The sequence below is a fragment of the Methylohalomonas lacus genome, from assembly GCF_024808875.1.
In the GTDB taxonomy this organism is placed as follows: domain Bacteria; phylum Pseudomonadota; class Gammaproteobacteria; order Methylohalomonadales; family Methylohalomonadaceae; genus Methylohalomonas; species Methylohalomonas lacus.
Genome location: NZ_JANUCT010000001.1, coordinates 46,755 through 71,673 on the forward strand (window position 1 = coordinate 46,755; position 24,919 = coordinate 71,673).

The following is a 24,919-nucleotide window of genomic DNA, read 5'->3' on the forward strand; positions in this document are numbered from 1 at the left end:
GTCAATTGCCGGGCGCTGTTATTGGCTTTCACGCTCGATCAGGTCGTTCATGACCCGGATCATGCCCTCGTAGGTACCGGCCATCGGGCCGCTGGTCTGGTACTTGCCGTTGACAATGACCGCCGGTACGCCGGTTACCTCGTAGCGGCGCAGCATGGCCAGAGAGCGCTGGAGCTGCGATTCGACGCTTTGCGAATTGTAGGCCTTGGTGAAGGCGTCAGCGTCGATGCCCTGGGCGACGAAGAATTCCTTCAGCTCGGCTTCGCTGGCCAGGCGCTTGCCCTGCTCGTGGATGGCCGCGAACATCGCGCCGTGGATCGGGTCGATCGCATCGAGCTCCTTGGCGGTGTAGTAGGCCTTGGCGTGCGGCAACCAATCCTGGCGGAACACCGCCGGCATGCGCACGAATTCGACATTGTCCGGCTTGTTCTCCAGCCATTCCTCCAGGTGCGGCTCGAAGTCGTAGCAATGCGGGCAGCCGTACCAGAAGATTTCGACGACCTCGACCTTATCCTCGGCGGTACTGGTCGGCTGCGGCTTGGACAGGCGCTTGTAGCCGTCATTGCCCTGACTGCTCGCGGTCAGGGGTGCTGTCAGCAGCAGTGCAAAGAACAGCGTTATCAGTAACGGTTTGATCAGTTTTGGCATGGGGTTCCCTGTAGCTGTAAACATTCCGGAAGTTGCTAGGTAGGACTACAGCTCGCCGTAAGAGTGCAGTCCGGAAAGAAACATGTTGACGCCGAGAAAGGCAAACAGCGTCACAAACAGGCCGACGATTGCCCACCAGGCCATGGCGGGACCGCGCCAGCCCTTGGTCATGCGCATGTGCAGCCAGGCGGCGTAGTTGAGCCAGACGATCAGCGCCCAGGTTTCCTTCGGATCCCACGACCAGTAGCCGCCCCAGGCTTCGGCCGCCCACAGCGAACCGAGGATCGTGGCCAGGGTGAAGAATGCGAAACCGAGCGCAATCGCGCGGTACATGAACTCTTCCAGCAATGCCGGTTCGGGCAGCAGTTGCGCCAGGCGACCGGCCGGTGCGGCGCGGTAGCGCAGCAGCGCGGCCACACCGATCATCGCGGCGAGGCTGAAGCAGCCGTAGCCGATAAAGTTGGCCGGCACATGGATCTTCATCCAGTAGCTCTGCAGCGCCGGAACCAGTGGTTCGATCACGTGGGCGCCGCGGCTGTGACTGTACCAGAGCAGGAAACCGACCGCGGCGCTGATCACCAGCATGGCGAAACCGCCCAGCGCGCGCGTCTGGAAACGGCGTTCGTAGAACAGGTAGATGAGCGCGGTGATGAGGCAGAACAGGACGAACACTTCGTACAGGTTACTGATCGGAATATAGCCGATGTCGGCGCCGACCAGGTAGGTCTCGCGCCAGCGGACCAGCAATCCGGTCAGGCCCATGGCCACTGCCGACCAGGTCAGGCCCGAGGCCACCTGGCCGGTGAACGGCGAGCGTGCCAGCAGGGCGGCGAAATAGGTCGGCGTCGCCAGGATGAACAGGGCACTCATCCACATGATCGCTGACTGGCTGGCGAGTACGTAGACCAGCAGGAAGCGAGTGTCGGCATTGGCAAGCTGGTCGCCGTACTGTTGTAGCCCGACCAGCGTCAGCACGGCGACCGCCAGCGTCAGGCCGCGAAAGCTGGGCCAGGCATGGCCCAACCACAGCGTGCCGGCAGCGGCCAGCAGCAGGATGATCACCTCGTAGCCGTTCATCAGCGGCTGCAGGCTGAACAGGGCGTAACCGGCGGCGGCGAGCACCGCCACGGCCCAGGCCAGAAAACCGGCACGGCCACCGGCATACGACGGGTTGGATAGGGAATTAACAGCGCTCGTCATAACTTTTTACTTGTTGAGTGAAATGGCGCGGGCAGCGATTGGACGCCGGGTTCCTGCCAGGGTTGCAAGTGCCTGTACATTTTAACGGCTGGCCTGCTCCGGCGCCTGTCGCGCCTGGCTGGCCAGTTGTTCGAATTCCTGCCGGAACTCGTCCTGCAGCCGGTTGCTTTCGCCGGCAATGTCCACCTGAACGCGGCCGTCGTCGGCTTCGCGCAGCTCGATCCAGACGCGCCGCTGGGCAATATAAAACAACAGGAAGATACCGGCCAGCAATAACGCGAAGCCCGGATACACCAGTAGCTTGCCGGGACTGCGGGCGATCAGCAGACCGGAGGCCTGGCGCTGTTCGTAGTCGTTCAAGGCAATATAAAACGGCGCACCATAGTTTGGCACCCCGGCCAGTGCGCTGATGGCGTCGTCGAGAAACAGCGACTGTGACTCGCTCAGGCCGCTGTCGGCAGATTGATCCAGCACTTCCAGGTAAAGGCTGCGCAAACCGCCATGCAGCAGCTTGATGTAGGCTTCGCTGGCGAACTGGCGCTGGTCTTCCGGTACGCTGGTGTCCATGTGTTCGGCGATGGCGCCGTAGCCGCCGTCACGGAACAGCTTGAGGATCGTCAGGGTGGCGCCGGTCAGCTGTTGCGTCAGTTCACGCTCGTCTTCACTGGGCCGTTGCCCGGCGCGGTCGCGAATGACCTGCGCCAGGCGGTCGTCGTCATGTAACAGGTGTAGCATCTCGAAAAACGTGTCGGCGCTGCCGGCGGCATCGACCGGAATATACAGATAGCGGAATGGCTCGGCCTGCGAGCCGCGCGTACCGCTGAGCAGGTAGTCGCGGCCTTCGAGCGTGACCGGGCGCATGTAATTGCGGTATTCGCGGGCGCTGCCGTCAACGCGCCGCAGCTTGAACTGGAAACTTGGACCGTCGTCGCGGAAATCCTGGCCGCGCTCGACACTGGCCGCGGTGCGATTGATGTTGTACGCGCGGAAATCCTCGATTTCCAGTTTCAGTTCTGAACTGTCGGGCGCCGTGACTTTGACGCTGTCGTTGACGCGCACGCTGACGTCCAGAGCCTCGGGATTGGCGGCCGGCTCGATCAGTGGCCGCAGGGTCAGGTCGAGTTTTGAACCGCCGTCCTCGAAACTGGCCTGGTAGATATTGAAACCGCGGTAACGCAACGGTTCATTGACGGAAATGGTTTTCTCCAGCGTCGTGTCGCGTTCGGGATCGCGCAGCACCAGGTCGCTCTGAAACGATTTCGGCTGACCGGTGCTGTAGTGTTCGATACGGAAATCCTTGAGCCGGATCTGGAACGGCAGCTCCTGCAGGACGTAACCGCGACCGACGTTGATAAAGGCGAAGTCCGCCGCCGAGCCCTCGGGAATGCTGATGTTGGCGCGGAAGGCGCTGTTATCGGTGTCCAGCCGGCTGGCCGCCGGTACCTGCGAAGCCGGCAGGTCGCGGGTTTCGATCGCCAGGCTGCCGAACAGACTCTGCCATTTCATCGGGATGTTGCCGTCGAGCAGACCGCCGATGCAGATTACGACCACCGCCAGATGCGCACAGATGTAGCCGAAGCGGTTGGCCGAGCCCTTCTTGGCCGCGATCAGAACGCGCTCGCCGTCGGCGCGGCTGCGCAGCCGGTAGCCGTATTGCTGCAACAGCTGCTGCAGCTGCCCCTGGACCAGGCTCAGCGGTGCGAAGACCCGCCACTGCTGGTGTTCGGGCATGTGTGCGAGGATCTTGCTGTGCAGATGCTCGCGGTAGTCGCTCGCGCTGGCGACGATGGCCGGACCGTTCAGCAGCAGGCAGACGCTGGTCGAAGCGACCAGAAAGGCGAGCAGCAGCAGAAACCACAGTGAACTGTAGACATCGTACAGCCCCAGGCTCAGGTAGACCTGGTGCCAGAACGGCCCGAACTTGATGAGATAGTCCTGGTAGGGCTGGTTCTGCTGGAGCAGGGTGCCGATAACCGAGGCGATCGCCACCGCGCTGAGCAGCGTGACCGCCAGCGGCATGGAACCGAGAAAGCGCAGTAGACGCGACGACATGATGTAACTCTAGTGACAGCGACCGGCGCTGCGGGCGGGGGCCACGCGCCGTCCGCGGGCCGTATCGGCAGACAGCGACAAGGGAATCAGTACAGGCCGCTGACGTATTCCGCCAGGGCTTTTATCTCTTCATCGCTCAGGTGCTTGGCAACCGCGGTCATCATGTCAGCCTGACCGCCGCCGCGCTCGCCGGCGCGATAGGCCTTGAGTGTGGCAGCGGTGTAGGCGGCGTGCTGGCCGCTGATCCTGGGATAGCCGGCCCCCGGCACACCGTTACCCTTGGGCCCGTGGCAGGCGATACACGCGGGCATGCCGGCGTCGGCCTTGCCGGCGCGATACAGCGTCTCGGCCTGCTCGATGGCCTCCTCGGACGCCGTTTCCAGGGTTATTTCCTGGCTGGAAAAATAGGCCGCCAGGTCGTGCATGTCCTGCTCGCTCAGATCCTGCGCCATGGGCGACATCTGGGGATTCTCGCGCGCACCGGACTTGTACGCCTGCAGCTGGGTGACGATGTAGTCGGCCTGTTGGCCGGCGATTTTCGGCCAGTCGGCATTGCTGCTGTTGCCGTCGGCGCCATGGCAGGCGGCGCAGGACTGGGCCTTCTTCTTGCCGGCATCCGGATCGCCGTTGACGGCGGTCTCCGCCGTTACGGCCATGAACGGGGTCATGATAAACAGCAGCGCAGCGTACAATCTCAACATCGTCTTGGATTCCTGTTGTAACGGTCAGATTCAAAGCCGCCTATTGTAAGCGGCCAGCAGCCGTGATGCGAGTGGACAAAGTTTCCCGCGGCTACACCGTGATGATGCCAGTGCGCCGGCAGGCAGTGCATGGCCGTCGTTATCGGGCTAGACTCGGCAGGCTTTTTACTAGCCCAACCATGGATCATTGCCTCATGCCGGCCCAGCTTTTTCAGGACAGTCGCTTTTTACTCGCCGCCACCCGCCTGGCCCAGTGCCCGGAGGACGCCGGTATCGAGGTGGCCATTGCCGGCCGTTCGAATGCCGGCAAGTCGAGCGCGGTCAATGCCATTTGCGGCCGCAAGGCACTGGCGCGGGTGTCGCGCACGCCCGGACGCACGCGTGAGCTGCTGTTCTTCGAACTCAAGCCGGACTGTCGGCTGGTCGATCTGCCCGGTTACGGTTACGCCAAGGCGCCGGCAGCCCTGGCACGCCAGTGGCCGGCGATGATCGAGGACTACTTTGCCCGGCGCCAGGCGCTGGCCGGGGTTCTGATTATCATGGATAGCCGCCATCCGTTGACCGATCTCGACTGGCACATGCTCGAGTTCTGCCTGGCGCACGACCTGGCAGTGCATGTATTGCTCAACAAGGCCGATAAAATGTCGCGCGGTAAGGCCCAGCAGACACTGGCGGCCGTACGCCGTGAACTGCCGGAAGGTGTCAGCGCCGAACTGTTGTCCTGTCAGACGACGCTTGGCCACGAGGCCCTGCGCCAGCAGCTGGAAAGCTGGTTTGCGCCGCATACCGAACAGGCATAAAAAAAGACGGCCCCGGTACGTTCAGGGGAAGGAGGGCACACCGGGGCCTAAGGTTACCCGGCTGGGGAGACCGGGTCCGGCCGCCACTCTGGGAGAAGAGTGGGCTTGCCAGGAAAATGTTGGATGCGGCCTGACGGCCAAAGTTCAAGGCTTGACAAGGGCCTTTTCCCCGGCATTTTTATGCACAATTAATTTTTGCCGCCCTGATGTGCGCTGCAACATCCCGGTCTGGCCGCACCAACCCCGCCGCAAGCCCCGGGTTGTTTTGTAACTAATTGATTTTTTTAACAAAAAGATTACTGGTTAAATTTTAATAAATCCGTCATAAAGTCAGCAATGACGCCGGATCAGGCCGCATGACCGCATATGTTCCACAGAGTTATCCACAGATTCTGTGAATAAAAACCCGAACGGTTGTTGTGGCAACGCCTTAATGTCCTGAGGTTAGAATTGACATTAACTCTGGCGTGTAACTGACAGCATGGAGCAGTCCCGGTCGGTGCCCGGGCGGGTGGCCTATTCGACGATTTTCAGACGCTGTTCCGGCGCCGGCCGGGCGTCGGGGTAATCGCCGTTCAACAGGCGCAATTGCTCCTCGGCGTAGTACGCCAGCGGCGATTCGGCAGCCAGTTCGGCGTAGTCCCGGTCGTTCGCTGCGACGATCCGCAGGCGCAGTTCCTGCGCCAGCTGCCGTTCGTCGGCGTCGAGTTCACGGAAGCTGCGCATGGCCGGCAGGAAGGCGTCGTCATGCGCCCCAACCGCATCGGCGTCACGGCTGATGCCGATGAGCGTGTAGGCCTTGTCGCGGAAGAACAGCGTCGTGTAGCGCGCCGGCCGCTGGCCCCACTGGGTACGCACGCTGGTGCGCAGCGTATGCGCCGGCAGGCCATTGATGGTCAGATCCTCGGCCGCGCTGGTTGAGCCGCTACCGAGGTTCTTGCGCAGGTAGTCGCCGGGGCTGGTGCGCTTGTTCAGGTCCTGGGCGCTCAGCACCAGCAGGGCGCCGCCGTCGGGGGCGGTGGCGATAACCTGGCTGGGCTGATTGTCGATGCGCCAGCCGGCGGGGAAATCGAGCGCAAAGCCGAGATCGGCGTGGTACAGGCTGCTGTCGCGGACGATACCGTCCTTTTCGCTGTCGCCGTAGACCAGGCCGTCGATGAGTTCCAGGAATGCGTCGCGGCCGATCAGTGGTTCGCCGGGGGTGCGCAATGTACGCGCGGTGCCGACGATTTCCTGCAGGCGCGTGTCATTGTCCGGGTGGGTGGCGAACAGACCGTGATAGGTCTGCGGTTCGCGGCCCTCGCGTTCGGCGATCTTCTGCGCGTAGACCTGCTGGTCCTTGAGCACGCCCAGCACGTCGAGAATTTTTTCCGGGTCGTAGCCGCTCTGCGCCATGTACTCGGCGCCGAGGCGGTCGGCCTGCAGCTCGTGTTCGCGACCGTAGCCGCGCAGGATCGCGGTGCCGGCGATGTTCATCAGCGAACCGGCGGCCTGGTTGTTCATGCCCGGCACGAAGATCGCCGTCAGGGTGGCGCCGATGTTGGCCATCTGCGCGGCGCTGTACTGCTGTACCGAGTGTCGCGCGGTGACGTGGCCGATCTCGTGGCCGAGCACGGCCGCCATCTCCGCTTCGGAGTTCAGATAGGCGAGCAGGCCGCGGGTGATGTAGATGTAGCCGCCGGGCAGCGCGAAGGCGTTGATGTCGGCGCTGTCGAGCACCGTGAAGCGGTAGATGAGCTCCGGCCGGTGGCTCTGCGCGGCCAGGCGCTTGCCGATGTCGTTGACGTAGCGCTGCAGTTCGGGATCATCGTATTCGCCAAACGCATCAATGATTTCCGCGTGCGTCTGCCGGCCCAGCGCCAGCTCCTGCTCCTCGGACATGAAGACGATGTCCTGCTCGCCGCTGACCGGATTGGTGGCGCAGGCGCCCGTCAGCAGCAGGGTCAGCAGCAGCAGCGGCAACAGTGATGTACGCCAGAGGCGGGTGTTGGGCACGACGGTTGTCCTCGTCCATTGAGTCCTTAGTTAGGACCGGTCGTCGGGTCGGACGTTCCGCGTCATCAGTACAGTGTCCAGGCGTCGGGATGCGACAGGGTCAGGCGCAGCTGACCGCTGCGCCGGTAGATCTTGCCGCGCGCCTCGAGCCGCTGGCCGACCAGTGCATCCCAGTCCGTTATCCCGAATCGGCTGCTGTCGTCACGCGCGATGCGCAGCGCCACGTCCTCGGTCAGGTTCAGCCAAATGCAGCAGCGGCTGTGACCGACGCGTTGCACCGTGCCGGTGACGACGCGGTAGCCGCGCGTGTCCGCCGGCAGTGCCGCGGCCGGCTGCGGCTGGTAGGCCGGTAACGCCCACAGGCCGCGGCGCTGTTCGCGCGCCTGGCGCGCGGCGGCGCGGTAGCAGTCGCGGTGGCCGAGATTGGGGGCGATGGTCAGTGGCGTGGCCAGGCCGGCGCGCAGCAGTTCAGCCTGGATATTGACGTCGTCGGCGTAGAGATGGCCGAGCAGGCGGCCGTAATGATCGCGGCGTTCCGCGCCGTAGCGCACGCGCAATGTATCGGCATTGGCGACGATGGCCCGCAGGCGCTCGCGGGCACGCCGGGCGCCGGCTTCGGCCGGTCGATCATCGCGCGCGAGTTCCGGTGTGTCGATGCCGATGAGGCGCAGGCTTTCGCCATCGGCGCGCTTGACCGTATCGCCGTCGTGGACATGGCGCAACGCAATGGTTTGTGTGGCGGGGCTGAGGCAGCCGGACTCGGCGGCGGCCGGGCCGGCCGCAGTCAGGCAGAAAAGCGCGAGCAGCCAGCGGCCGCTGCGCCAGCGCCGTGCCGGGGACGGCACGGCGGTAGAACGGTTACATGCCGTACTTGCGGCGGAACTTGTCGACACGACCGGCGGTGTCCAGCATCTTCTGCTTGCCGGTATAGAACGGGTGGCACTTGGAGCAGACATCCAGGTGCAGTTCCTCGGTGTGGGTCGAGCGCGTCTTGAACGTCTCGCCGCAGCTGCAGCTGACGCTGATTTCTTCGTACTGAGGATGAATGTCCGCTTTCATGATTCTGGTCACATCTTGCTGTAAGACGCCCGCGGGGCGTCGGTGGTTCGTATAATCGGTTTCATTGACCGCAACCGATCCCGGGCGGTCAAGGGCGAAGCAGTCTAGTCGAAAGCGCGCGCCGACGCAACGCCGACGCGCGCGTCAGGGCTCGAATTCGGCCACCACCGGGGCGTGATCGGAAGGCCGTTCGAGGCCGCGCGGCGCCTTGTCGATGTGGCAGCCGACACACTGCCTGGCCAGCGCCTGGCTGGCGAGGATGTGGTCGATGCGCAGGCCGCGATTGCGCTTGAAGCCGTTGGCGCGGTAGTCCCACCAGGAGAAGTCTGCCGCCGGCTGCTCGAACAGGCGGTAGCAGTCGATCAGGCCGAGCGCGGTCAAATCGCGGAACGCCTGCTTTTCCGGTTCGCTGAACAGCACCTTGCCGCGCCATTCGTCCGGGTCGTGGACGTCGCGGTCATCGGGCGCGATGTTGAAGTCGCCGACGACGATGAGCTGGCGGTACTGCTGGCGCAGTTCGCCGACGTAGGCCTGCAGCCGGTTCAGCCAGTCGAGCTTGTAGGCGTACTTGTCGGAGCCGACTTCCGAGCCATTTGGGATGTAGAGGTTGAGAAAGCACAGATCATCATCGGCGACGCACAGCACCCGTTTCTGCGGGTCGTCACTGCCCGGCAGCGCGGTGGCGCGTGTCGTGAAGGCGCGCTCGCGGAAGGCGACGGCGACGCCGTTGTAGGTTTTCTGACCGGAGAACAGAACCTGGTAGCCGGCGGCCTCGAAGTCGGCGACCGGGAAGTCGGCGTCAGCGAGCTTGGTTTCCTGCAGACCGATGATGTCGACCGGGTTCGCGGCCAGCCAGTCGAGCACCTGCGGGCCGCGCACGCGCAGGGAATTGACGTTCCAGGTGGCGACGCGCATGGCGTTTCAGATCCGGAAGCCGCCGTGACGACGGCGCTGGCGGTAGTCCATCAGCCAGCCACCGACGAGCATGCCGATCAGCAGCAGCACGGCCGCGGCCGCCAGCAGGTAGCGCGGCGTCAGCCAGACCGGCGCATGCCCGGCAGCCGCGCCCGGATCGCGCCGGCTTTGCTGCTGTTGCCGGAGTTGCTTGCGCAGCTCGGCGACTTCGGCGCGCTTGCGGCCGAGCTCGGTCTCCAGCCGATCGTGACTGGCGCGCAGATCGGCCAGCGTCGCGCTGGTGTCGTCCGCGGCTTGCGGTTCGAGCTGACGCAGCCGCGCCAGCTCGGCGCGGCTGGCCTCCAGCGCCGCGCGCGTTGCCTCCAGCTTGGCGCGCGTCGGTTCGTCTTCCATGAGGTAGCGGGCGTCCAGCCAGCCGACCTGGTCGTCGGCAGTGCGCACCTGCACGCGTTGGTCGTCCGCGCGCGCCAGTATCTCCACCTCGGTGCCGGTGGGCAGCAGTTCGATGATCGGGCTGGCGGTGCTGTTGTCCTCATGCAGCCCGGCCTCGACGCGGTCGATGATGTAGGCGCGCTCGGCCGGCGCTGACAGCGGCAGCAGCAGCAGTGTGGTCAGCAAAGTGCGTCGCAGTGCAGTCATGGCGTCAGGCGGCGATACCGCTGTGGCGCAGCAGGGGCTCGATGCTCGGTTCACGGCCGCGAAACTCGACGAACAGGTCCAGCGGATCGCGCGCGCCGCCCTGCTCGAGAATGCTGTGCAGGAAAGCCTGGCCGGCAGCCTGGTCGAACAGGCCGCGCTCCTCGAACAGCGAGAAGGCGTCGGCCGACAGTACCTCGGCCCACTTGTAGCTGTAGTAGCCGGCGGCGTAACCGCCGGCGAAGATGTGTGCGAAACCGTGCTGGAAGCGGTTGAACGCCGGCGGCTTGATCACGGCAACCTCGTCGCGCACCTGGTCGAGCAGCTGCTGGATGGCGGCGCTGTCGTGGTTGGCGTAGTCCAGGTGCAGGCGGAAGTCGAACAGCGAGAATTCCAGCTGGCGCACCATCTGCATGCTCGACTGGAAGTTTTTTGCCGCCTGCATGCGCGCAAACAGATCGTCCGGGATGGCTGCCCCGGTCCGATAATGGCGCGCGAACAGGTCCAGCGCCGCGCGTTCCCAGCACCAGTTCTCCATGAACTGGCTTGGCAGCTCGACCACGTCCCAGGGTACGCCATTGATGCCGGCCACCGCCGGGTGATCGATGCGCGTCAGCATGTGATGCAGGCCGTGGCCGAACTCGTGGAACAGCGTCTCGACTTCCTGGTGCGTCAGCAGCGCCGGCCTGTCGCCCACCGCCGGGCTGAAGTTGCAGGTCAGGTAGGCGACCGGCAGTTGTACTGCACTCGCCGAGCGCCGGCGCACGCGGCACTCGTCCATCCAGGCGCCGCCGCGCTTTTCCGGGCGCGCGTAGAGGTCGAGGTAAAAGCCGGCGCGCAGGGTGTCGTCGGCATCGTAAATGTCGTAATAGCGCACGTCGTCGTGCCAGACGGCGACACCGTCGCGTTCGCGAATGCGGATGCCGTAGAGCTTGTGGACAACCGTGAATAGGCCCTCGATCACGGCATGCGCCGGGAAATACGGCCGCAGGTCTTCCTGCGACAGTTCGTACTTCGCCTGGCGCAGCTTCTCCGTGTAGTAGGCAACGTCCCAGGCCTCGAGCCGGTCGAGACCGTCGGTTTCGGCGGCGAATGCGGCCAGCGCCTGGTATTCCTGCTGCGCGGCCGGCCGTGCCCGTTCGGCCAGGTCGCCGAGGAAGTCGAGCACGGTTTCCGGCGTCTTCGCCATCTTGCGTGCCAGCGAGTAGTGCGCGTAGCTGGCAAAGCCGAGCAGCTGTGCCAGCTCGTGGCGCAGCGCGAGGATCTGTTCCATGACTTCGCTGTTGTCCCAGCGGCCGGCGTGCGGTCCCTGATCCGAGGCGCGCGTGACGAAGGCCGCGTAGACCTCACGGCGCAGTTCGCGGTTGTCGCAGTAGCTGACCACCGGTACGAAGGACGGGAAGTCGAGGCCGATCAGCCAGCCGTCGCGATTGTCGCGGCGGGCATTGTCGGCCAGCAGGTCCAGCGCCGAGTCGGGCAGGCCGGCGAGCGCTTGCGGATCAGTGACGTGCTTGTGCCAGGCGTTGGTGGCGTCGAGCAGGTTTTCCTCGAACTTGGTCTGCAGTTTCGAGAGCTGCTGCTGGATCGTCCGGTAACGGGCGCGGTCGTCGCCCTCGAGATCGATCCCGGACAGGCGGAAATCGCGCAGGGCATTGTCGACTATCTTCTGCTGCGCCGTATCCAGGCGCGCGTACTCGGCGCTGTCGGCGACCTGCTTGTAGGCCTGGTACAGGCCGCGGTGCTGGCCCATCTCGGTGGCGTAGTCGGACAGTTTTTCCAGGCAGGCGTTGTAGGCACTGCGCAGGGCCTCGTTGTCGGCGACGCCGTGCAGGTGACTGACCGGCGACCAGACACGGTTGAGCTGATCGTCGAGTTCCTCCAGCGGCTGCAGGGTGTTGTCCCAGCTGTAGTCGGCGGTCGCGTTCAGCAGTTCCTCGATGCGCTCGCGGTTATACGCGAGCTGTTGATCGATGGCCGGTTCAACGTGTTCCGGGCGGATGCGATCAAAGGCCGGCAGGTCGCCGGTTTGGAGTAATGGGTTGTCGCTGTCGTTCATGAATCGAATGGCCTGGCTGGAGGACGCCACACTTTAACCGACATGCGCGGCTAATGGGAGACGTCAGCCGGCCAGTCGTGTCGTGATGAGAAAACTGGCCAGTGCGCCACCGGCCAGCGCCAGAATGAAGTAGCCGAACAGGCGGCGCTGCAGGCGCCGGACCAGGTCCGACTGCGGCAGGGCGGACAGCAGGTACGGCCGGCGTGCGTCATGCGTGTCGGTCAGCGTGTGCACTGGCGTGGCGTTCTGCAACCCGGTGTGCTGAGCGACGACCTCGGCCCAGGCGGCGGCGCGCACCGCTTCCCATTCGGCCAGGCATATCTCGCCGTCGTTATTCCGGTCGAAGCGCTCGACCAGCATCTGCGTGTCCGCCTTCCATTCGCGCAACAGGCTCTTGAGCATGGTTTGCGTGTCACTGCCGCCGGCGCCACCGGTGGTCTCGAACAGGCCGATGGCGTACAGCGGTTCGCCCGGCTTGAGCAGTGACTCGGTGAAGCGGAAGCGACCGCCAAGCAGGAACCAGCGGCTGCCGGTGGTCCGCGGGCGACTGTCGCGGTTCGGGCCGTACCATTTCTGCCGCTGGCGCGGGGTCACACGGGCACCGTCCGGATCGATGACGCATTCGCCGGTACTATCGACGAGCAGGAACAGGTCGTCGCTGGTACCGGACTCGAGCGTCACCCAGCGGCGGTTCTTGCCGCTGCCGCGACGCTCGTGGATGGCGTACTGATACCAGGTGCAGTGCAGGCCGCTTAGCGGCGCGATAATCGGCGGCCCGTCCATGAGCTCGCAGCGGCCCTCGAGCTCGACGTAACCCTGGGCCGCCGAGCGGATTTTCGAGGTCGGCACATCCTCGACCATGCGCTTGCGCAGCAGATGTATGAAACCGCGGAACAGGCCGAAGCCGCAGGCGGCGACCGCCAGCGCGGCCAGCAGCCAGAAATCATCGGTCTCGGCATGCCGGATCCAGGCGCTGAAGTCCATCGCAGCGGCTGCCGTCTAGTCGAATAGCGCCGTCATGTCGACGTCGCGCACTTCTTCCTCGGAAAACTCCAGCAGGGGTTTGGCCTCGAACCTGAACACTCGGGCGATAAGCACGTCGGGAAACTGTTCGATGCGGATGTTGTTCAGGTTGACCGACTCGTTGTAGAACTCGCGGCGGTCGGCGATGGCATCCTCGAGCCCGCTGATACGGCCCTGTAGATGTTTGAAACTCGCGTCGGCCTTGAGATCGGGGTAGTCCTCGGCGACGGCGAACAGGTTGCCCAGGCCGAGGCGCAGTTCCGTTTCCGCCGGCCCCAGTGCGCCGACGTCGCCGCGTTCGCGTGCCGCCGAGACCTCGGCGCGGGCGCGCATGACGCGTTCGAGTGTCGCCTGCTCGTAGTTCATGTACTGCTTGCAGGTCTCGACCAGCTTCGGCAGCTCGTCATGGCGTTGCTTGAGCAGGACATCGATGTTCGACCAGGCCTTGTCGACGTTATGCTTCAACGTCACCAGCTGGTTGTAGAGGATGACGCTGTATAGTACCAGCGCCGCCAGTACACCCAATACGATGTAATTGCCCCAGTCCATGCCTTGCCCCCGGTCAGTATGGTTGTTGTACGAAACCGCCGATACTTTGCCCCAGTATAGCAACGGCCGCCACAGTGTAGATCGAAACGCGAATGATTATTTCCAAAAATCAAAAGCTTATGTCTTGCTTTGGGCGCCTGCGCCACCTAGAATCTAGCCTGATTTTAACCTTTCCGGAGTAACCGCCATGCAGGGCGACAAGAAAGTCATCGACTATCTCAACAAGGCGCTGACCAACGAGCTGACCGCCATCAACCAGTATTTTCTGCATGCGCGCATGTACAAGAACTGGGGCCTGAATCAGCTCAACGAGATCGAGTACAACGAGTCGATCGACGAGATGAAGCATGCCGACAAGCTGATCGAGCGGGTGCTGTTCTTCGAGGGTGTGCCCAATCTGCAGGATATCGGCAAGCTCAAGATCGGCGAGAATCCGAAGGAGATGCTGGAGCTGGACCTGCAGCTCGAGCACGAGGCAGTGCCGTTGCTGCGCGAGGCGGCCGCCTACTGCGAGTCGATCAAGGACTACGTCAGCCGTGACCTGTTCACCGAGATTCTCGACGGCGAAGAGGAGCACATCGACTGGCTCGAAACCCAGCTCGATCTCGTTAACCGGGTCGGCCTGGAGAATTACCTGCAGTCGAAGATGTAGCCGCCGGCCCCGGCACACGGGGGTCCGGAAAGCCCGGTTGCCGGCCGGGCTTTTTTTATTGAATTTTTATTGCAAACGTTTCTCATTAGTACTAATATTCGAATCAAGGTTGAGAATATTAATACCGGCGACAGGCCGCTTCGCGGACGGCGCCGCACCCATGGTGAGAAAGTGATGATTGTCTGTGTTTGCAACGCCATAACCGAACGCGATATCGACGAGGCCGTCGCCGACGGCGCCACTTCCATGCAGGCGCTTCAGGACAGCCTGCGGGTCTCCAGCCAGTGCGGCAGTTGCAGCGGTTGCGCTGAAGCCTGCCTGGAACGCGCCCTGAGCGAGAGAGGCCCCGCGCGGCCCCTGCCGCTGGTTGCCACCAGCGAGTCATTGCCAGCCTAGACGCCGGCTGTTTGCTTCGGCACCACGCCGGAGCGCGTTCTTATTTTATTGAATAAGAATCCTTAGCTTTTATTTTTCATTTTACAAGTCTGGTAAGGACTTACCCGGTGGGGTACCGGGCAATCGATGGGAGAGATGATGTATGTATAAGTACCGATGGGCGCCCCTCGCGCACTTGTTGGCGGCAGGTTTTGTCGCCGCCGTCCCGGCCGCTGTCCTGGCGCAGGACACTGCGGACAGCGACAGTGCCTCGATTCTTAACCAGGTCGATGTCATCGGCGATCCGACCGCGATATACACCATCCCGGGGTCGGCCGATTACGTCGACGCCGAGGAATTCCGCGAATTTGGCTATGACGATATCAACCGCGTGCTCCGCCGCACGCCGGGTGTCTATCTGCGCGAGGAGGACGGCTACGGCCTGTTCCCGAACATCAGCCTGCGCGGTGTCGATACCAGCCGCAGCGCCAAGGTGACGCTGATGGAAGACGGCGTCCTCGCCGCTCCGGCGCCGTATTCCGCACCGTCGGCCTATTACTCACCGACCACCGGCCGCATGAGCGGCATCGAGGTGCTCAAGGGCAGCAGCCAGATCCAGTACGGTCCGCAGACCACCGGCGGTGCCATCAATTACCGGTCAACACCGATCCCGACCGAGGAGCGTACCTACCTGCGCGGTCAGTTCGGCAGCGACCGCGAATACCGGGCGCATGCCTACCATGGCAACACGGTCGACACTGACATCGGCCGCGTCGGTTACCTGGCCGAGTTCTACCTGCGCGATACCGAGGGCTTCAAGTCAATCGACACCACTCCGGATTTCCAGGATGGCGACGAGACCGGCTTCCACAACATCGAGCCGATGATCAAGCTGGCCTGGGAGCCGAACACCGACGCCTACAACCGTTTCGAGTTCAAGTACGGCTATACCGATAAGGAAGCCGACGAGACCTACCTCGGTCTGACCACACCGGATTTCCGCCGCGATCCGAACCGGCGCTATTCCGCCTCGCGGTTCGACAACATCGACACCGAACATCATCGCACGCATCTGCGTCACTTCTTCTCGCCGCATGACGACTTCGATCTCGTGACGACGGCGTACTACAACGAGTTCAAGCGCAACTGGTACAAGCTGGCCAGCACCAGTGCCGGCGATATTTCCGAGGCGTTGGCAGGCGGTGCCGGTCTCGACTGCCTGCGCGGTGACGCCGCCTGTGACCTGAACGTGCGTGCCAACCGCCGTTCCTACCGTTCCTACGGCATCCAGACCGAGGCCACCCAGCGCTTCGATACCGGTACGCTGGCACACGAGGTCACCGTCGGTCTGCGCTACCACGAGGACTACGAGGAACGTAAGCAGGAAGAGGATACGTTCAACCAGGCCGCCAACGGCACGATCACCGACGCGACTTTCCGGCCGTTCGGTAGCCGTGACAACCGCAAGGACAGCGCCGAGGCGATCGCCGTGTTCATCCAGGATCGCATCGAATACGGCGACTGGTGGGTGACGCCGGGGCTGCGCTACGAGCACATCGACTACGAGCGCGACGATCGCCTCGACTCGACCAATAATGGCAAGGAATCACTCGATGTCGTCGGTGGCGGCATCGGTGCCGGCTACAACTGGACCGACGAGTGGCAGACCTTCGGCGGCATCCACTTCGGCTTCTCACCGCCGGGACCGGGCGGTGCCATCGGCGGCCAGGAAGAGGAAACCAGCATCGCCTACGAACTGGGCAGCCGCTATGCCAGTCGCGATGGTGTTCTGACGGCCGAGGCGGTGGCCTTCCTGACCGAGTTTGACGACATGATCGTTGTCGACAACATCGGTGCCACCGGCAGCGGCGATTCCGAGAATCTCGGTGAAGTCCGGTCCTATGGTCTGGAACTGTCCGGCCAGTTCGACCTCGGCCTGGCGCAGGGCTGGTCCTTCAGCAACCCGTATCATATGGCCTATACCTATACCAATGCCGAGCAGCGTAGCAGTGCCGCCTCCGCGGATGCCGAATCGATCTTCAGTTTCGGTGCCAAGGGCAACAAGGTGCCGTATATCCCCGAGCATCAGCTGAATGTCGGCACGGCGCTGGAATTCGCCCGCTGGGGCACGTCACTCAACGTGACCTACGTCGACGAGACCTTTACCAGTGCCAACAATGTCAGCACCGAGGTCAATGGTGACGGTGATCCGGATGCCCGCTTCGGCAAGACCGACAGCTACACGCTGGTGGATCTGGGTGCGCATTACAAGCTGCAGCCGAACACCAAGCTATTCGGTGGCGTGCATAACCTGCTCGATCGCGAATACATTGTTTCACGGCAGCCGCTGGGGCCGCGCCCGGGTATCGACCGGACCTGGTTCGTCGGCATCGAGCTTGAGCTGTAAGATAGACTCAGCCTGTTTAGCGACAGTTGTCTGACAGCCTGGCTGATGAGCATCAGCCAGGCTGTTTTGTCTGAATTCATCGTGGTTGTTAATTGAACAAGAGGTTGTCCGGTATGAAACAACGTTTGTGGTTGATGCTGTTCCTGTTAGTCGCGCTTGTGCCGAGTGCACCGGCGGCTGAGGTTAATGTCTACTCGGCGCGCATCGAGGATCTGATCAAACCGTTACTGGATCGGTTCAGTGAGGAAACCGGTATCGACGTCAACCTGGTGACCGGTAATGCCGACGCCCTGTTGCAGCGGCTGCAGCTCGAAGGCCGCAACACGCCGGCCGATGTGCTGATCACCACTGACGTCGGTCGTCTGCACCTGGCCGAGGCGCGCGATCTGCTACAGCCGGTGTCCTCGGATATTCTCAATGAAACGATTCCGGCACAGTATCGCGATCCGGACAATCACTGGTACGGGCTGTCGCTGCGCTCGCGCGTGGTGGTTTATTCGAAGGAACGGGTCGACCCGGAAGAACTCAGCACCTATGAAGCCCTGGCCGATTCGAAATGGGCCGATCGCCTGTGCGTGCGTTCGTCGTCGAATGTCTACAATCAGTCGCTGGTGGCCAGCTTGATCGCCCATAACGGTGAACAGGCCACCCAGGAATGGGCCAACGGCCTGGTCGAGAACTTCGCCCGCAAGCCGCAGGGTGGCGACCGTGACCAGATCAAGGCCGTCGCGGCCGGCCAGTGCGACATCGCCCTGGTCAACACCTATTACCTCGCCGGCATGCTGGGCTCGAACCAGGAGGCCGAGGTTAACGCGGCGATGGCGGTGGGCGTGTTCTGGCCCAACCAGCCCGGCAGCGGCTCCGACCGCGGCGCGCACATGAACATCAGCGGTGCCGGTGTCACCAAGGCGGCCAACAATAAAGCCGAAGCGATCAAACTGCTGGAGTTCATGCTCAGCGACGAGGCACAACGCTGGTATGCCGACAAGAACTTCGAGTATCCCGTCAAGCCGGGCGTCGAGGCCAATGCCATCCTGCGCCAGTGGGGCGATTTCAAGGCCGACGAACTGGCGCTGGAAAAACTCGGCGAATACAACGCCGAGGCCGTCCGCATCATGGATCGTGCCGGCTGGAAATGACTGTAGCGCGCGGCGCAAGCGCCGCGCGCGTATCTCGTCGTTCGTGAAGCGTATCTCGTGGACGGGATTCGGGATTGACAGATTAGCCCTGGCGGCAAAGTCTCGTTGACGAACGAGATACGAGATACGAGATACGAGATACGAGATACGAGATACGAGATACGAGATACGAGATACGAAGCCGCCACCATCCGTTATACTGGCCAGCTTGCGATTGATAATCCTTACGATGTGTATTAACGCGTGGCCACGTCTTCTCTTTCTGTCGACAATCCGCTGAATCGCCGCCTATGGCCGGCCGTCAACGGCTGGACGCTGGTACAGGTCGGGCTTGCCCTGCTGCTGGCACTGCCGCTGATGACGGTGGTCGCCAGCTGGCTGTGGCCGCGTCCGGAAACCTGGCAGCATCTCGCCGATACCGTCCTCGCCGATTACATCCTCAATTCGCTGGGACTGGTCATGGGTGTCAGCATCGGTGTCCTGCTGCTCGGGCCGGTACCGGCGTGGCTGGTGACCATGTACCGCTTTCCCGCTTCGCGCCAGCTCGAGTGGGCGTTGCTGCTGCCGCTGGCCATGCCGGCCTACATTATTGCCTATACCTACACCGGCCTGCTCGATGTTGGCGGACCGGTACAGTCATTCATCCGCGACAGCCTCGGTTACAGTTACGGTGACTACTGGTTCCCGCCGATCCGTTCGCTGGGCGGCGCCATCGTCATGCTGTCGCTGGTGCTGTACCCGTACGTCTATCTGCTGACCCGTACGGCCTTTATCGAGCAGTCGGTCTGCGTCCTCGAAGTGGCGCGCACGCTGGGGCTGAGTCCGGCACGCCGCTTTCTGCGCGTCGCCCTGCCGCTGGCACGGCCGGCGATCATCGCCGGGCTGTCGCTGGTGCTGATGGAAACCCTGGCCGACTACGGCACCGTGCAGTACTTCGGCGTGTCGGTGTTTACCACTGGCATCTTCCGCACCTGGTTCGGGCTCGCCGACGGCCTTGCCGCGGCGCAGCTGGCGACGCTGTTGCTCGTATTCATCGTCGTTCTGATCGGGCTGGAACAACACTCGCGCCGCGCCGCACGCTACCATCACACCAGTAACCGCTACGCTGCTATCGTCGCCCAGCGTCTGTATGGCTGGCGCGCGGCGGTGGCGTTCACGGTCTGCGCCGTGCCGGTGGTGTTCGGTTTCCTGTTGCCGGCCGGGCTGTTGCTGAACTGGGCGATCGACAGCTGGCCGCGTATCGACCAGGCCGGCTTTCTGCGGCTGATGGGTCACAGTCTCGGCCTGGCGGTGTTCACTGCCGTTCTGGCAGTGGCGCTGGCATTGTTTTTTGCCTACGGCCGGCGCCTGTACGACAACATCGGCACACGTTTGAGCGTGCGCTTTGTCGGTCTCGGTTATGCCATTCCCGGCACCGTGATCGCCGTCGGCGCGCTGTTGCCGTTCGCCTGGTTCGATAACGCGCTGGATACCTGGCTGCGCGCGCAGTTCGGCATTTCCAGCGGCCTGCTGCTGTCCGGCAGCCTGTTTACCCTGGTGTTTGCCTACCTGGTGCGCTTCCTGGCGGTATCGACCAATACCATCGAGGCCGGCCTGGCGAAGATACGGCCGTCCATGGACGAGGCCGCGCGCAGCATGGGACTGCAACGCTGGGCCGTGTTGCGGCGCGTGCACATGCCGATGCTGCGCGGTACCCTGCTGACCGCGCTGTTGCTGGTGTTCGTCGATGTGCTCAAGGAACTGCCGGCGACACTGTTGCTCAGACCTTTCAACTTCAACACGCTGGCGGTGCGCACCTATGAACTGGCCAATGATGAGCGCCTCTACGAAGCAGCCTGTTCGGCGCTGGCGATCGTTGCTGTCGGCATTATTCCGGTGATTATCCTGAGTCGTATCATTTCCCAATCGCGGCCCGGCCATGACGGCGAAGCTTGAACTCGAACATCTAGGCGCCGGTTATGACGGCCAGCCGGTCATCAGCGGCGTGTCGCTGGTGCTCGGCGAGGGCGAGATCGGTTGTCTGACCGGCCCCAGTGGCTGTGGCAAGACCACCCTGCTGCGCGCGGTGGCCGGTTTCATTCGGCCGCTGGCCGGCGAGGTCCGCATCAGCGGCGAGGTCGTCAGCCGGCGCGATTACCTGCGCCCGGTGGAACAGCGCCGGGTCGGCATGGTGTTCCAGGATTACGCGCTGTTTCCGCACCTCGACGTGCACGCCAACATCGCCTTCGGGCTCGGCCACTACAGTCGGACACAACGCCGCGAGCGGGTCGCCGAGCTGGCCGAACTGCTCAGCATTGGCGAGCTGCTCGGCCAGTATCCGCACCAACTGTCCGGCGGCCAGCAGCAGCGCGTGGCACTGGCGCGGGCGCTGGCACCGCGGCCGCAGCTGATGCTGCTGGACGAGCCGTTTTCCAGCATGGATGTTGAGCTGCGTGAGGATCTGGCGCGCGAGGTCGGTGCCATCCTGCGCCGCGACCGGGTCACCGCCGTAATGGTGACGCACAATCAGCTGGAGGCCTTTGCCATGGCCGACCGCGTCGGCGTGGTCCACGCCGGCCAATTGGTGCAGTGGGATACCCCGTTCGAGCTTTACCACCGTCCGGCCAGCCGCTTCGTCGCCGGCTTCATCGGTGAGGGCGTGTTCATTCCCGGCCGGGTACGCGATGCCCACCGCGTCGAGACCGAGCTGGGTCTGCTGGCCGCGCGCGAACCGCACGGACTGGCGGCGGCGTCCGAGGTCGAGGTGCTGGTACGCCCGGACGACATCATCCACGACGATGCCAGTGACAGCGCGGCGGTGGTCGTCGAGAAGGCTTTCCGCGGCGCCGAGTTCCTCTACACGCTGGCGCTGGACAGCGGTACCCGCCTGCAGAGCCTGGTGCCGAGCCACCACAACCACCCGGTCAACCAGGCGATCGGCATTCGCGCCGACATCGAGCACCTGGTGGTGTTTCCGCGCCAGTCGTGAAGGGCAGACGCTTTATGCGCGCGGGCCGATGGACTAGAGTAATGACACCGGCGCCGGCAGGGCGAATAACATCAATCTATAAATCGGGGTAACAATCATCATGGCACAGCTGCCCGAAGAACTGAGATACAGCAACACGCACACCTGGACCGAGCTGCAGGATGACGGCACAGTCAAGGTCGGCATCACCGATCACGCGCAGCAGGAGCTGGGGGATATTGTCTTTGTCGAACTGCCGGAAGAGGATCGCAGCTACGCCAGCGGTGACGAGTGCGCCGTGGTCGAGTCGGTGAAGTCCGCCTCGGACATCTACTGCCCGATCAACGGCGAGATCGTCGCGGTCAACGAGGACCTGAAGGACTCGCCCGAGCATATCAACGAGGATCCGTATGGCGGCGGCTGGATCTTCCGGCTGCAGCCCGATGACGAGGCTGAGCTCAACGAACTACTGGATGCGGCCGGCTACGAGGAGTTCATCAATTCGTAACGCGCGCCCGCTACATTGACACCTGGGAGGTAGAACATGGCTACAGTGACGTTACAGGGCAATACCATTCACACCAACGGCGAGCTGCCGGCAGTGGGCAGTCCGGCACCGGACTTCGTACTGGCCGATCGCGACCTGAAGAACCGCACGCTGGACGATTTCGCCGGCCGTTACAAGCTGCTGAATATTTTCCCCAGTGTCGATACGCCGACCTGCGCCATGTCGACGCGCAAGTTCAACCAGGCCGCGGCCGAGCAGACCAACGCCGAGCTGCTGATGATCTCGGCGGATCTGCCGTTCGCGATGAGCCGCTTCTGCGAGGCCGAGGGCATCGATCGGGTGACGCCGCTGTCGATGATGCGCTCGCGCAATTTCGCCAAGGACTACGGCGTGCTGATCGAGGACGGTCCACTCGAAGGCATCGCCGCCCGCGCCGTGGTGGTTGTCGATGCCAGCGACAAGGTGGTCTATACCGAGCTGGTTGCCGAGATCGGTGATGAGCCGGACTATGACAAGGCGCTGGCCGCGTTGAAAGGCTAGCCCTTGCGTACCGACCGCTTCGTGGTGGGCCAGTCCGGCCTGAAGCGCCTGTGGCGCGCGTTGCACTATTCATTGCAGGGGCTGCGCGCCGCCTGCCGCCACGAACCGGCCTTCCGCGAAGAGGTTTTGCTGTCGGTCGTAATCATCCCGCTGGCGCTGTACCTGGGTGACAGCGGTGTCGAACGTGCCCTGCTGGTCGGTATCTGGCTGCAGGTGCTCATCGTCGAGCTGCTGAATTCCGGTCTTGAGGCGGTGGTCGACCGGGTCGGCGCCGAGTACCACGCGTTATCCGGTATCGCCAAGGACGTCGGTTCCGCGGCAGTACTGCTGGCCCTGCTGACGGCCGCCGGTGTCTGGGGCCTGATCCTGCTGGGCTAACGTTCGCCCGGGATTCAACCGAGAAACAGCAACAGGCCGCCGGCGATCAGCATAGCGGCCAGCGCCAATATCAGGCCGCCGGACTGGCGCTGCCGCGCGTCGACCCTATCCTGATAGCGGGCTGTTACGCTGTACTTATCGGCCATGCCGCCAGCCTCCTGGCGTGTCAGTGCAAAGACGCGGCCGGGCCGTCGTCGGCACAGCGGACGACGCTGGCCGATTCCGCCAGCTGGCGCCAGGTATCGAGCATGTCGCGGTAGATTGCCTGTTGCGGCGGCCAGTCCTTGAGATCGGGATGCTGGATCAGGGCGCCAAGCATGCGCACGATCGTGCGCGCCTTGCCGAGACAGGGCATGACACTGTACAGCGTCATCAATCGGAATAACGAAGCCTGCAGGGCGCCCAGCGGCACCGTGCCGGGGTCCGTTTCGGTAAACAGGCGTGTGTCGGGTGTTGCCATGTCAGTTCCTCCACTTTGTTTTATTAAATGATAATCATTATCATTAGTAATTGCAAGATGGAACAGGCTCGATAGCGTCGTCGTCGCATGGAAATGTGTGACGGTTCACAGAATCTCGCCAGGGCCGTCACCGGACCGGAATTCGGTCCGGGACAGACTGTCCGTCATGACAACGATTGGTTTTATGAACCCAAGGAGTTGACGATGAAAACGCTGACGATGTTACTGCTGCTGGGTGGCTTCACGCTTGGCCTGGCCGGCTGCAACACGATGGAGGGTCTGGGCCAGGATATAGAGCGCGGTGGCGAAGAGCTCGAGGAAGAGGCCAACGAGGCCCAGCATTGACCACAAACGGGGGCTGAACGGCCCCCGTTTATTTATATTTCCTGCCTATTCGTTCTTTTCCCTTTCCGCCTTGTCGGACATCTTGCCGCCGACCGTCTGCAGGTCCTCGCCGAAGCCCGCGACCGTATTACAGGCGCTCAGCCCGATAAAACCGCTCAACACTATCACCAGACAGAAAAACCTTTTCATTGCCGTAACCCCGGTTGGATGAAACATGATGCTGCTGTCGTCATTCTAGCCGTTTTACCGGGCGATGCTAATTGTCAACTTGTGGGCTAACTGCCAACCGCATCGGCGCTGATGATGGACGTGGCGTGAAAGTCACGGCCGTCGTAGTAAAACGCCGCGGTTTCCGGTTGCCGCCTGGTCAGTGAGGTAATGAGGTAATACACGTCCGGGTAGGCGGCCGCGGCCCGGTCCGTGGCCGATGGCCGCGCGGCGCTGATCGGGTGCGAATGAAATACACCGCGCAGTTGTTCGCCGCACTCGCGCATCGTGCGCATGGCGGCGATCTGGCCGCGTGCATCGAGCAGGAAATGCCGCGCCGGATCGGTGGCGCTGTTGGCGACCGGGTAGAAATGCCGCATGACATTCTCGTCGCCGCCGAGCAGGCCGCAGACCTCGACCTGCGGATTTGCCAGCGCCAGGGCGATCAGCTGGTCAGCGATCAGCCGCGGCAGTATCAGCGTGGTCGGCATGGTATCGGTTGGCGCACACGGGACAACCGCGATCGCGCGGCAGGCGCGCGCTGTGCCACTCCATGCGCAACGCATCGAACAGCAGCAGGCGCCCGGTCAGCGGTGTGCCGATGGCCATGATGAGCTTCATCGCCTCGAGTGCCTGAATGCTGCCGACGATGCCGAGCAGGGGCGCGATCACGCCGTTGGCGGTGCAGGTTTCGGCGACCGCCGCCTCGTCGGTATACAGGCAGCGGTAGCAGGGACTGTCCGGCTGGCGCGGATCGAATACGCTGATCTGCGCCTCGAAGCGAATGGCGGCGGCCGAAACCAGCGGCCGGAGGTGCTGCTGGCAGGCACGGTTGATCATGAACCGGGTCTGGAAGTTGTCGCAGCAGTCGACGACCAGGTCGGCGTCCGCCACGGCCGCGGTCAGCGCCGTCTCGTCGAGTCGCGCGTTGATCGGGGTAACGGCAATCTCCGGATTCATGGCGCGCAGCCGTTCGGCGGCGGCCTCGACCTTGGGCCGGCCGATGTCGGCCGTCGCGTAGATGATTTGGCGCTGCAGGTTGGACAGCTCGACGTCGTCATCGTCGACGATCGTCAGCCGGCCGGCGCCGGCGGCGGCCAGGTACATGGCCGCCGCGGCGCCGAGGCCGCCCATGCCGATGACGAGCAGGTGCGCCTGGCCGAGTCGCTGCTGGCCGGCGGCGTCGATCTCCGGCAGCATCATCTGGCGGCTGTAGCGCAGCAACTGGTCGTCGTTCATGGCGGTGTATTCAACTCAAACGTAATCGTCAAATGTAATGGGCCCGGCACACGGGCACTGGAACCGGCATCATCGATCAGCCGCCGGG

At 63.3% G+C, this 24,919-nt stretch carries 28 protein-coding genes; 11 read left to right on the forward strand and 17 right to left on the reverse strand.

Annotation, left to right across the window (positions count from 1 at the left end; genetic code table 11):
- Positions 1-18: 18 nt before the first annotated feature.
- The 4 genes from J2T55_RS00210 to J2T55_RS00225 all read right to left on the reverse strand — a co-directional run bounded on the left by J2T55_RS00210 (position 19) and on the right by J2T55_RS00225 (position 4,601).
- Entirely contained in the window at positions 19-648 is a 630-nt protein-coding gene (locus J2T55_RS00210) for a thiol:disulfide interchange protein DsbA/DsbL (protein ID WP_259053311.1), read from the reverse strand.
- 45 nt (positions 649-693) lie between these two features.
- Positions 694-1,848 carry a c-type cytochrome biogenesis protein CcsB gene (ccsB, locus tag J2T55_RS00215; RefSeq protein WP_259053313.1) on the reverse strand — a complete coding sequence of 385 codons (1,155 nt, stop codon included), beginning with the start codon at positions 1,846-1,848 and terminating at the stop codon, positions 694-696.
- A gap of 81 nt (positions 1,849-1,929) precedes the next feature.
- A complete protein-coding gene (locus J2T55_RS00220) occupies positions 1,930-3,900 on the reverse strand; it encodes a cytochrome c biogenesis protein ResB (protein ID WP_259053314.1) in 1,971 nt (656 codons plus the stop codon).
- Positions 3,901-3,986: 86 nt separating this feature from the next.
- Positions 3,987-4,601, reverse strand: coding sequence for a c-type cytochrome (locus J2T55_RS00225; RefSeq protein WP_259053316.1), 615 nt, complete (start codon positions 4,599-4,601; stop codon positions 3,987-3,989).
- A gap of 194 nt (positions 4,602-4,795) precedes the next feature.
- Between J2T55_RS00225 and yihA the strand changes: the two genes are divergently transcribed.
- Positions 4,796-5,401, forward strand: a complete 606-nt coding sequence (gene yihA, locus J2T55_RS00230; protein WP_259053317.1) for a ribosome biogenesis GTP-binding protein YihA/YsxC — start codon at positions 4,796-4,798, stop codon at positions 5,399-5,401.
- A 516-nt stretch (positions 5,402-5,917) separates the two neighbouring features.
- Here yihA and J2T55_RS00235 read toward each other — a convergent pair.
- The 8 genes from J2T55_RS00235 to J2T55_RS00270 all read right to left on the reverse strand — a co-directional run bounded on the left by J2T55_RS00235 (position 5,918) and on the right by J2T55_RS00270 (position 13,634).
- On the reverse strand, positions 5,918-7,396 hold the full coding sequence (locus J2T55_RS00235; RefSeq protein ID WP_259053321.1) for a M48 family metalloprotease: 1,479 nt from the start codon (positions 7,394-7,396) through the stop codon (positions 5,918-5,920).
- A gap of 65 nt (positions 7,397-7,461) precedes the next feature.
- The gene (locus tag J2T55_RS00240) at positions 7,462-8,289 is read right to left on the reverse strand and encodes a thermonuclease family protein (protein WP_259053324.1); all 828 of its coding nucleotides are present in this window, start codon (positions 8,287-8,289) and stop codon (positions 7,462-7,464) included.
- Positions 8,255-8,455, reverse strand: a complete 201-nt coding sequence (gene rpmE / locus J2T55_RS00245) for a 50S ribosomal protein L31 (protein ID WP_259053328.1) — start codon at positions 8,453-8,455, stop codon at positions 8,255-8,257. Before rpmE ends, J2T55_RS00240 begins: the two co-directional genes overlap by 35 nt.
- A gap of 144 nt (positions 8,456-8,599) precedes the next feature.
- A complete protein-coding gene (gene xth / locus J2T55_RS00250) occupies positions 8,600-9,370 on the reverse strand; it encodes an exodeoxyribonuclease III (protein ID WP_259053331.1) in 771 nt (256 codons plus the stop codon).
- A gap of 6 nt (positions 9,371-9,376) precedes the next feature.
- Positions 9,377-10,009: a TIGR04211 family SH3 domain-containing protein gene (locus tag J2T55_RS00255; RefSeq protein WP_259053334.1), complete on the reverse strand. Its 633-nt coding sequence runs from the start codon at positions 10,007-10,009 to the stop codon at positions 9,377-9,379.
- 4 nt (positions 10,010-10,013) lie between these two features.
- Entirely contained in the window at positions 10,014-12,062 is a 2,049-nt protein-coding gene (gene prlC, locus J2T55_RS00260) for an oligopeptidase A (protein ID WP_259053336.1), read from the reverse strand.
- 63 nt (positions 12,063-12,125) lie between these two features.
- A complete protein-coding gene (locus tag J2T55_RS00265) occupies positions 12,126-13,046 on the reverse strand; it encodes an E3 ubiquitin ligase family protein (RefSeq protein ID WP_259053338.1) in 921 nt (306 codons plus the stop codon).
- A 15-nt stretch (positions 13,047-13,061) separates the two neighbouring features.
- On the reverse strand, positions 13,062-13,634 hold the full coding sequence (locus tag J2T55_RS00270) for a LemA family protein (RefSeq protein ID WP_259053340.1): 573 nt from the start codon (positions 13,632-13,634) through the stop codon (positions 13,062-13,064).
- A 187-nt stretch (positions 13,635-13,821) separates the two neighbouring features.
- Between J2T55_RS00270 and bfr the strand changes: the two genes are divergently transcribed.
- From bfr to J2T55_RS00315, 9 genes are all read left to right on the forward strand, one after another.
- Positions 13,822-14,286: a bacterioferritin gene (bfr, locus tag J2T55_RS00275; RefSeq protein WP_259053342.1), complete on the forward strand. Its 465-nt coding sequence runs from the start codon at positions 13,822-13,824 to the stop codon at positions 14,284-14,286.
- 174 nt (positions 14,287-14,460) lie between these two features.
- The gene (locus J2T55_RS00280; RefSeq protein ID WP_259053344.1) at positions 14,461-14,682 is read left to right on the forward strand and encodes a (2Fe-2S)-binding protein; all 222 of its coding nucleotides are present in this window, start codon (positions 14,461-14,463) and stop codon (positions 14,680-14,682) included.
- Positions 14,683-14,824: 142 nt separating this feature from the next.
- A complete protein-coding gene (locus J2T55_RS00285; RefSeq protein ID WP_259053346.1) occupies positions 14,825-17,068 on the forward strand; it encodes a TonB-dependent receptor family protein in 2,244 nt (747 codons plus the stop codon).
- 113 nt (positions 17,069-17,181) lie between these two features.
- A complete protein-coding gene (locus J2T55_RS00290; RefSeq protein ID WP_259053349.1) occupies positions 17,182-18,207 on the forward strand; it encodes a Fe(3+) ABC transporter substrate-binding protein in 1,026 nt (341 codons plus the stop codon).
- 357 nt (positions 18,208-18,564) lie between these two features.
- The gene (locus J2T55_RS00295) at positions 18,565-20,142 is read left to right on the forward strand and encodes an ABC transporter permease (RefSeq protein WP_259053730.1); all 1,578 of its coding nucleotides are present in this window, start codon (positions 18,565-18,567) and stop codon (positions 20,140-20,142) included.
- Positions 20,126-21,175, forward strand: coding sequence for an ABC transporter ATP-binding protein (locus J2T55_RS00300; RefSeq protein WP_259053351.1), 1,050 nt, complete (start codon positions 20,126-20,128; stop codon positions 21,173-21,175). The genes J2T55_RS00295 and J2T55_RS00300 overlap by 17 nt, the downstream gene beginning before the upstream one ends.
- A gap of 100 nt (positions 21,176-21,275) precedes the next feature.
- Entirely contained in the window at positions 21,276-21,662 is a 387-nt protein-coding gene (gene gcvH, locus J2T55_RS00305) for a glycine cleavage system protein GcvH (RefSeq protein WP_259053354.1), read from the forward strand.
- 36 nt (positions 21,663-21,698) lie between these two features.
- Complete coding sequence (gene tpx, locus J2T55_RS00310; RefSeq protein ID WP_259053355.1) at positions 21,699-22,202, forward strand: thiol peroxidase; 504 nt, start codon at positions 21,699-21,701, stop codon at positions 22,200-22,202.
- A gap of 3 nt (positions 22,203-22,205) precedes the next feature.
- Positions 22,206-22,580 carry a diacylglycerol kinase gene (locus J2T55_RS00315; RefSeq protein WP_259053358.1) on the forward strand — a complete coding sequence of 125 codons (375 nt, stop codon included), beginning with the start codon at positions 22,206-22,208 and terminating at the stop codon, positions 22,578-22,580.
- Between the two features lie 14 nt (positions 22,581-22,594).
- Here J2T55_RS00315 and J2T55_RS00320 read toward each other — a convergent pair whose 3' ends face one another.
- Positions 22,595-22,726, reverse strand: a complete 132-nt coding sequence (locus J2T55_RS00320) for a hypothetical protein (protein WP_259053360.1) — start codon at positions 22,724-22,726, stop codon at positions 22,595-22,597.
- 20 nt (positions 22,727-22,746) lie between these two features.
- Positions 22,747-23,040, reverse strand: coding sequence for a hypothetical protein (locus tag J2T55_RS00325; RefSeq protein ID WP_259053363.1), 294 nt, complete (start codon positions 23,038-23,040; stop codon positions 22,747-22,749).
- A 204-nt stretch (positions 23,041-23,244) separates the two neighbouring features.
- Between J2T55_RS00325 and J2T55_RS00330 the strand changes: the two genes are divergently transcribed.
- Complete coding sequence (locus J2T55_RS00330) at positions 23,245-23,385, forward strand: entericidin A/B family lipoprotein (RefSeq protein WP_259053365.1); 141 nt, start codon at positions 23,245-23,247, stop codon at positions 23,383-23,385.
- A 45-nt stretch (positions 23,386-23,430) separates the two neighbouring features.
- Here the strand turns inward: J2T55_RS00330 and J2T55_RS00335 are convergent, their stop codons facing one another.
- The 3 genes from J2T55_RS00335 to J2T55_RS00345 are packed head-to-tail and all read right to left on the reverse strand — an operon-like array spanning position 23,431 to position 24,831.
- The gene (locus tag J2T55_RS00335) at positions 23,431-23,601 is read right to left on the reverse strand and encodes an entericidin A/B family lipoprotein (protein WP_259053368.1); all 171 of its coding nucleotides are present in this window, start codon (positions 23,599-23,601) and stop codon (positions 23,431-23,433) included.
- 59 nt (positions 23,602-23,660) lie between these two features.
- Entirely contained in the window at positions 23,661-24,083 is a 423-nt protein-coding gene (locus tag J2T55_RS00340) for a M67 family metallopeptidase (RefSeq protein WP_259053370.1), read from the reverse strand.
- The gene (locus J2T55_RS00345) at positions 24,046-24,831 is read right to left on the reverse strand and encodes a HesA/MoeB/ThiF family protein (protein WP_259053373.1); all 786 of its coding nucleotides are present in this window, start codon (positions 24,829-24,831) and stop codon (positions 24,046-24,048) included. Before J2T55_RS00345 ends, J2T55_RS00340 begins: the two co-directional genes overlap by 38 nt.
- Positions 24,832-24,919: the final 88 nt, after the last annotated feature.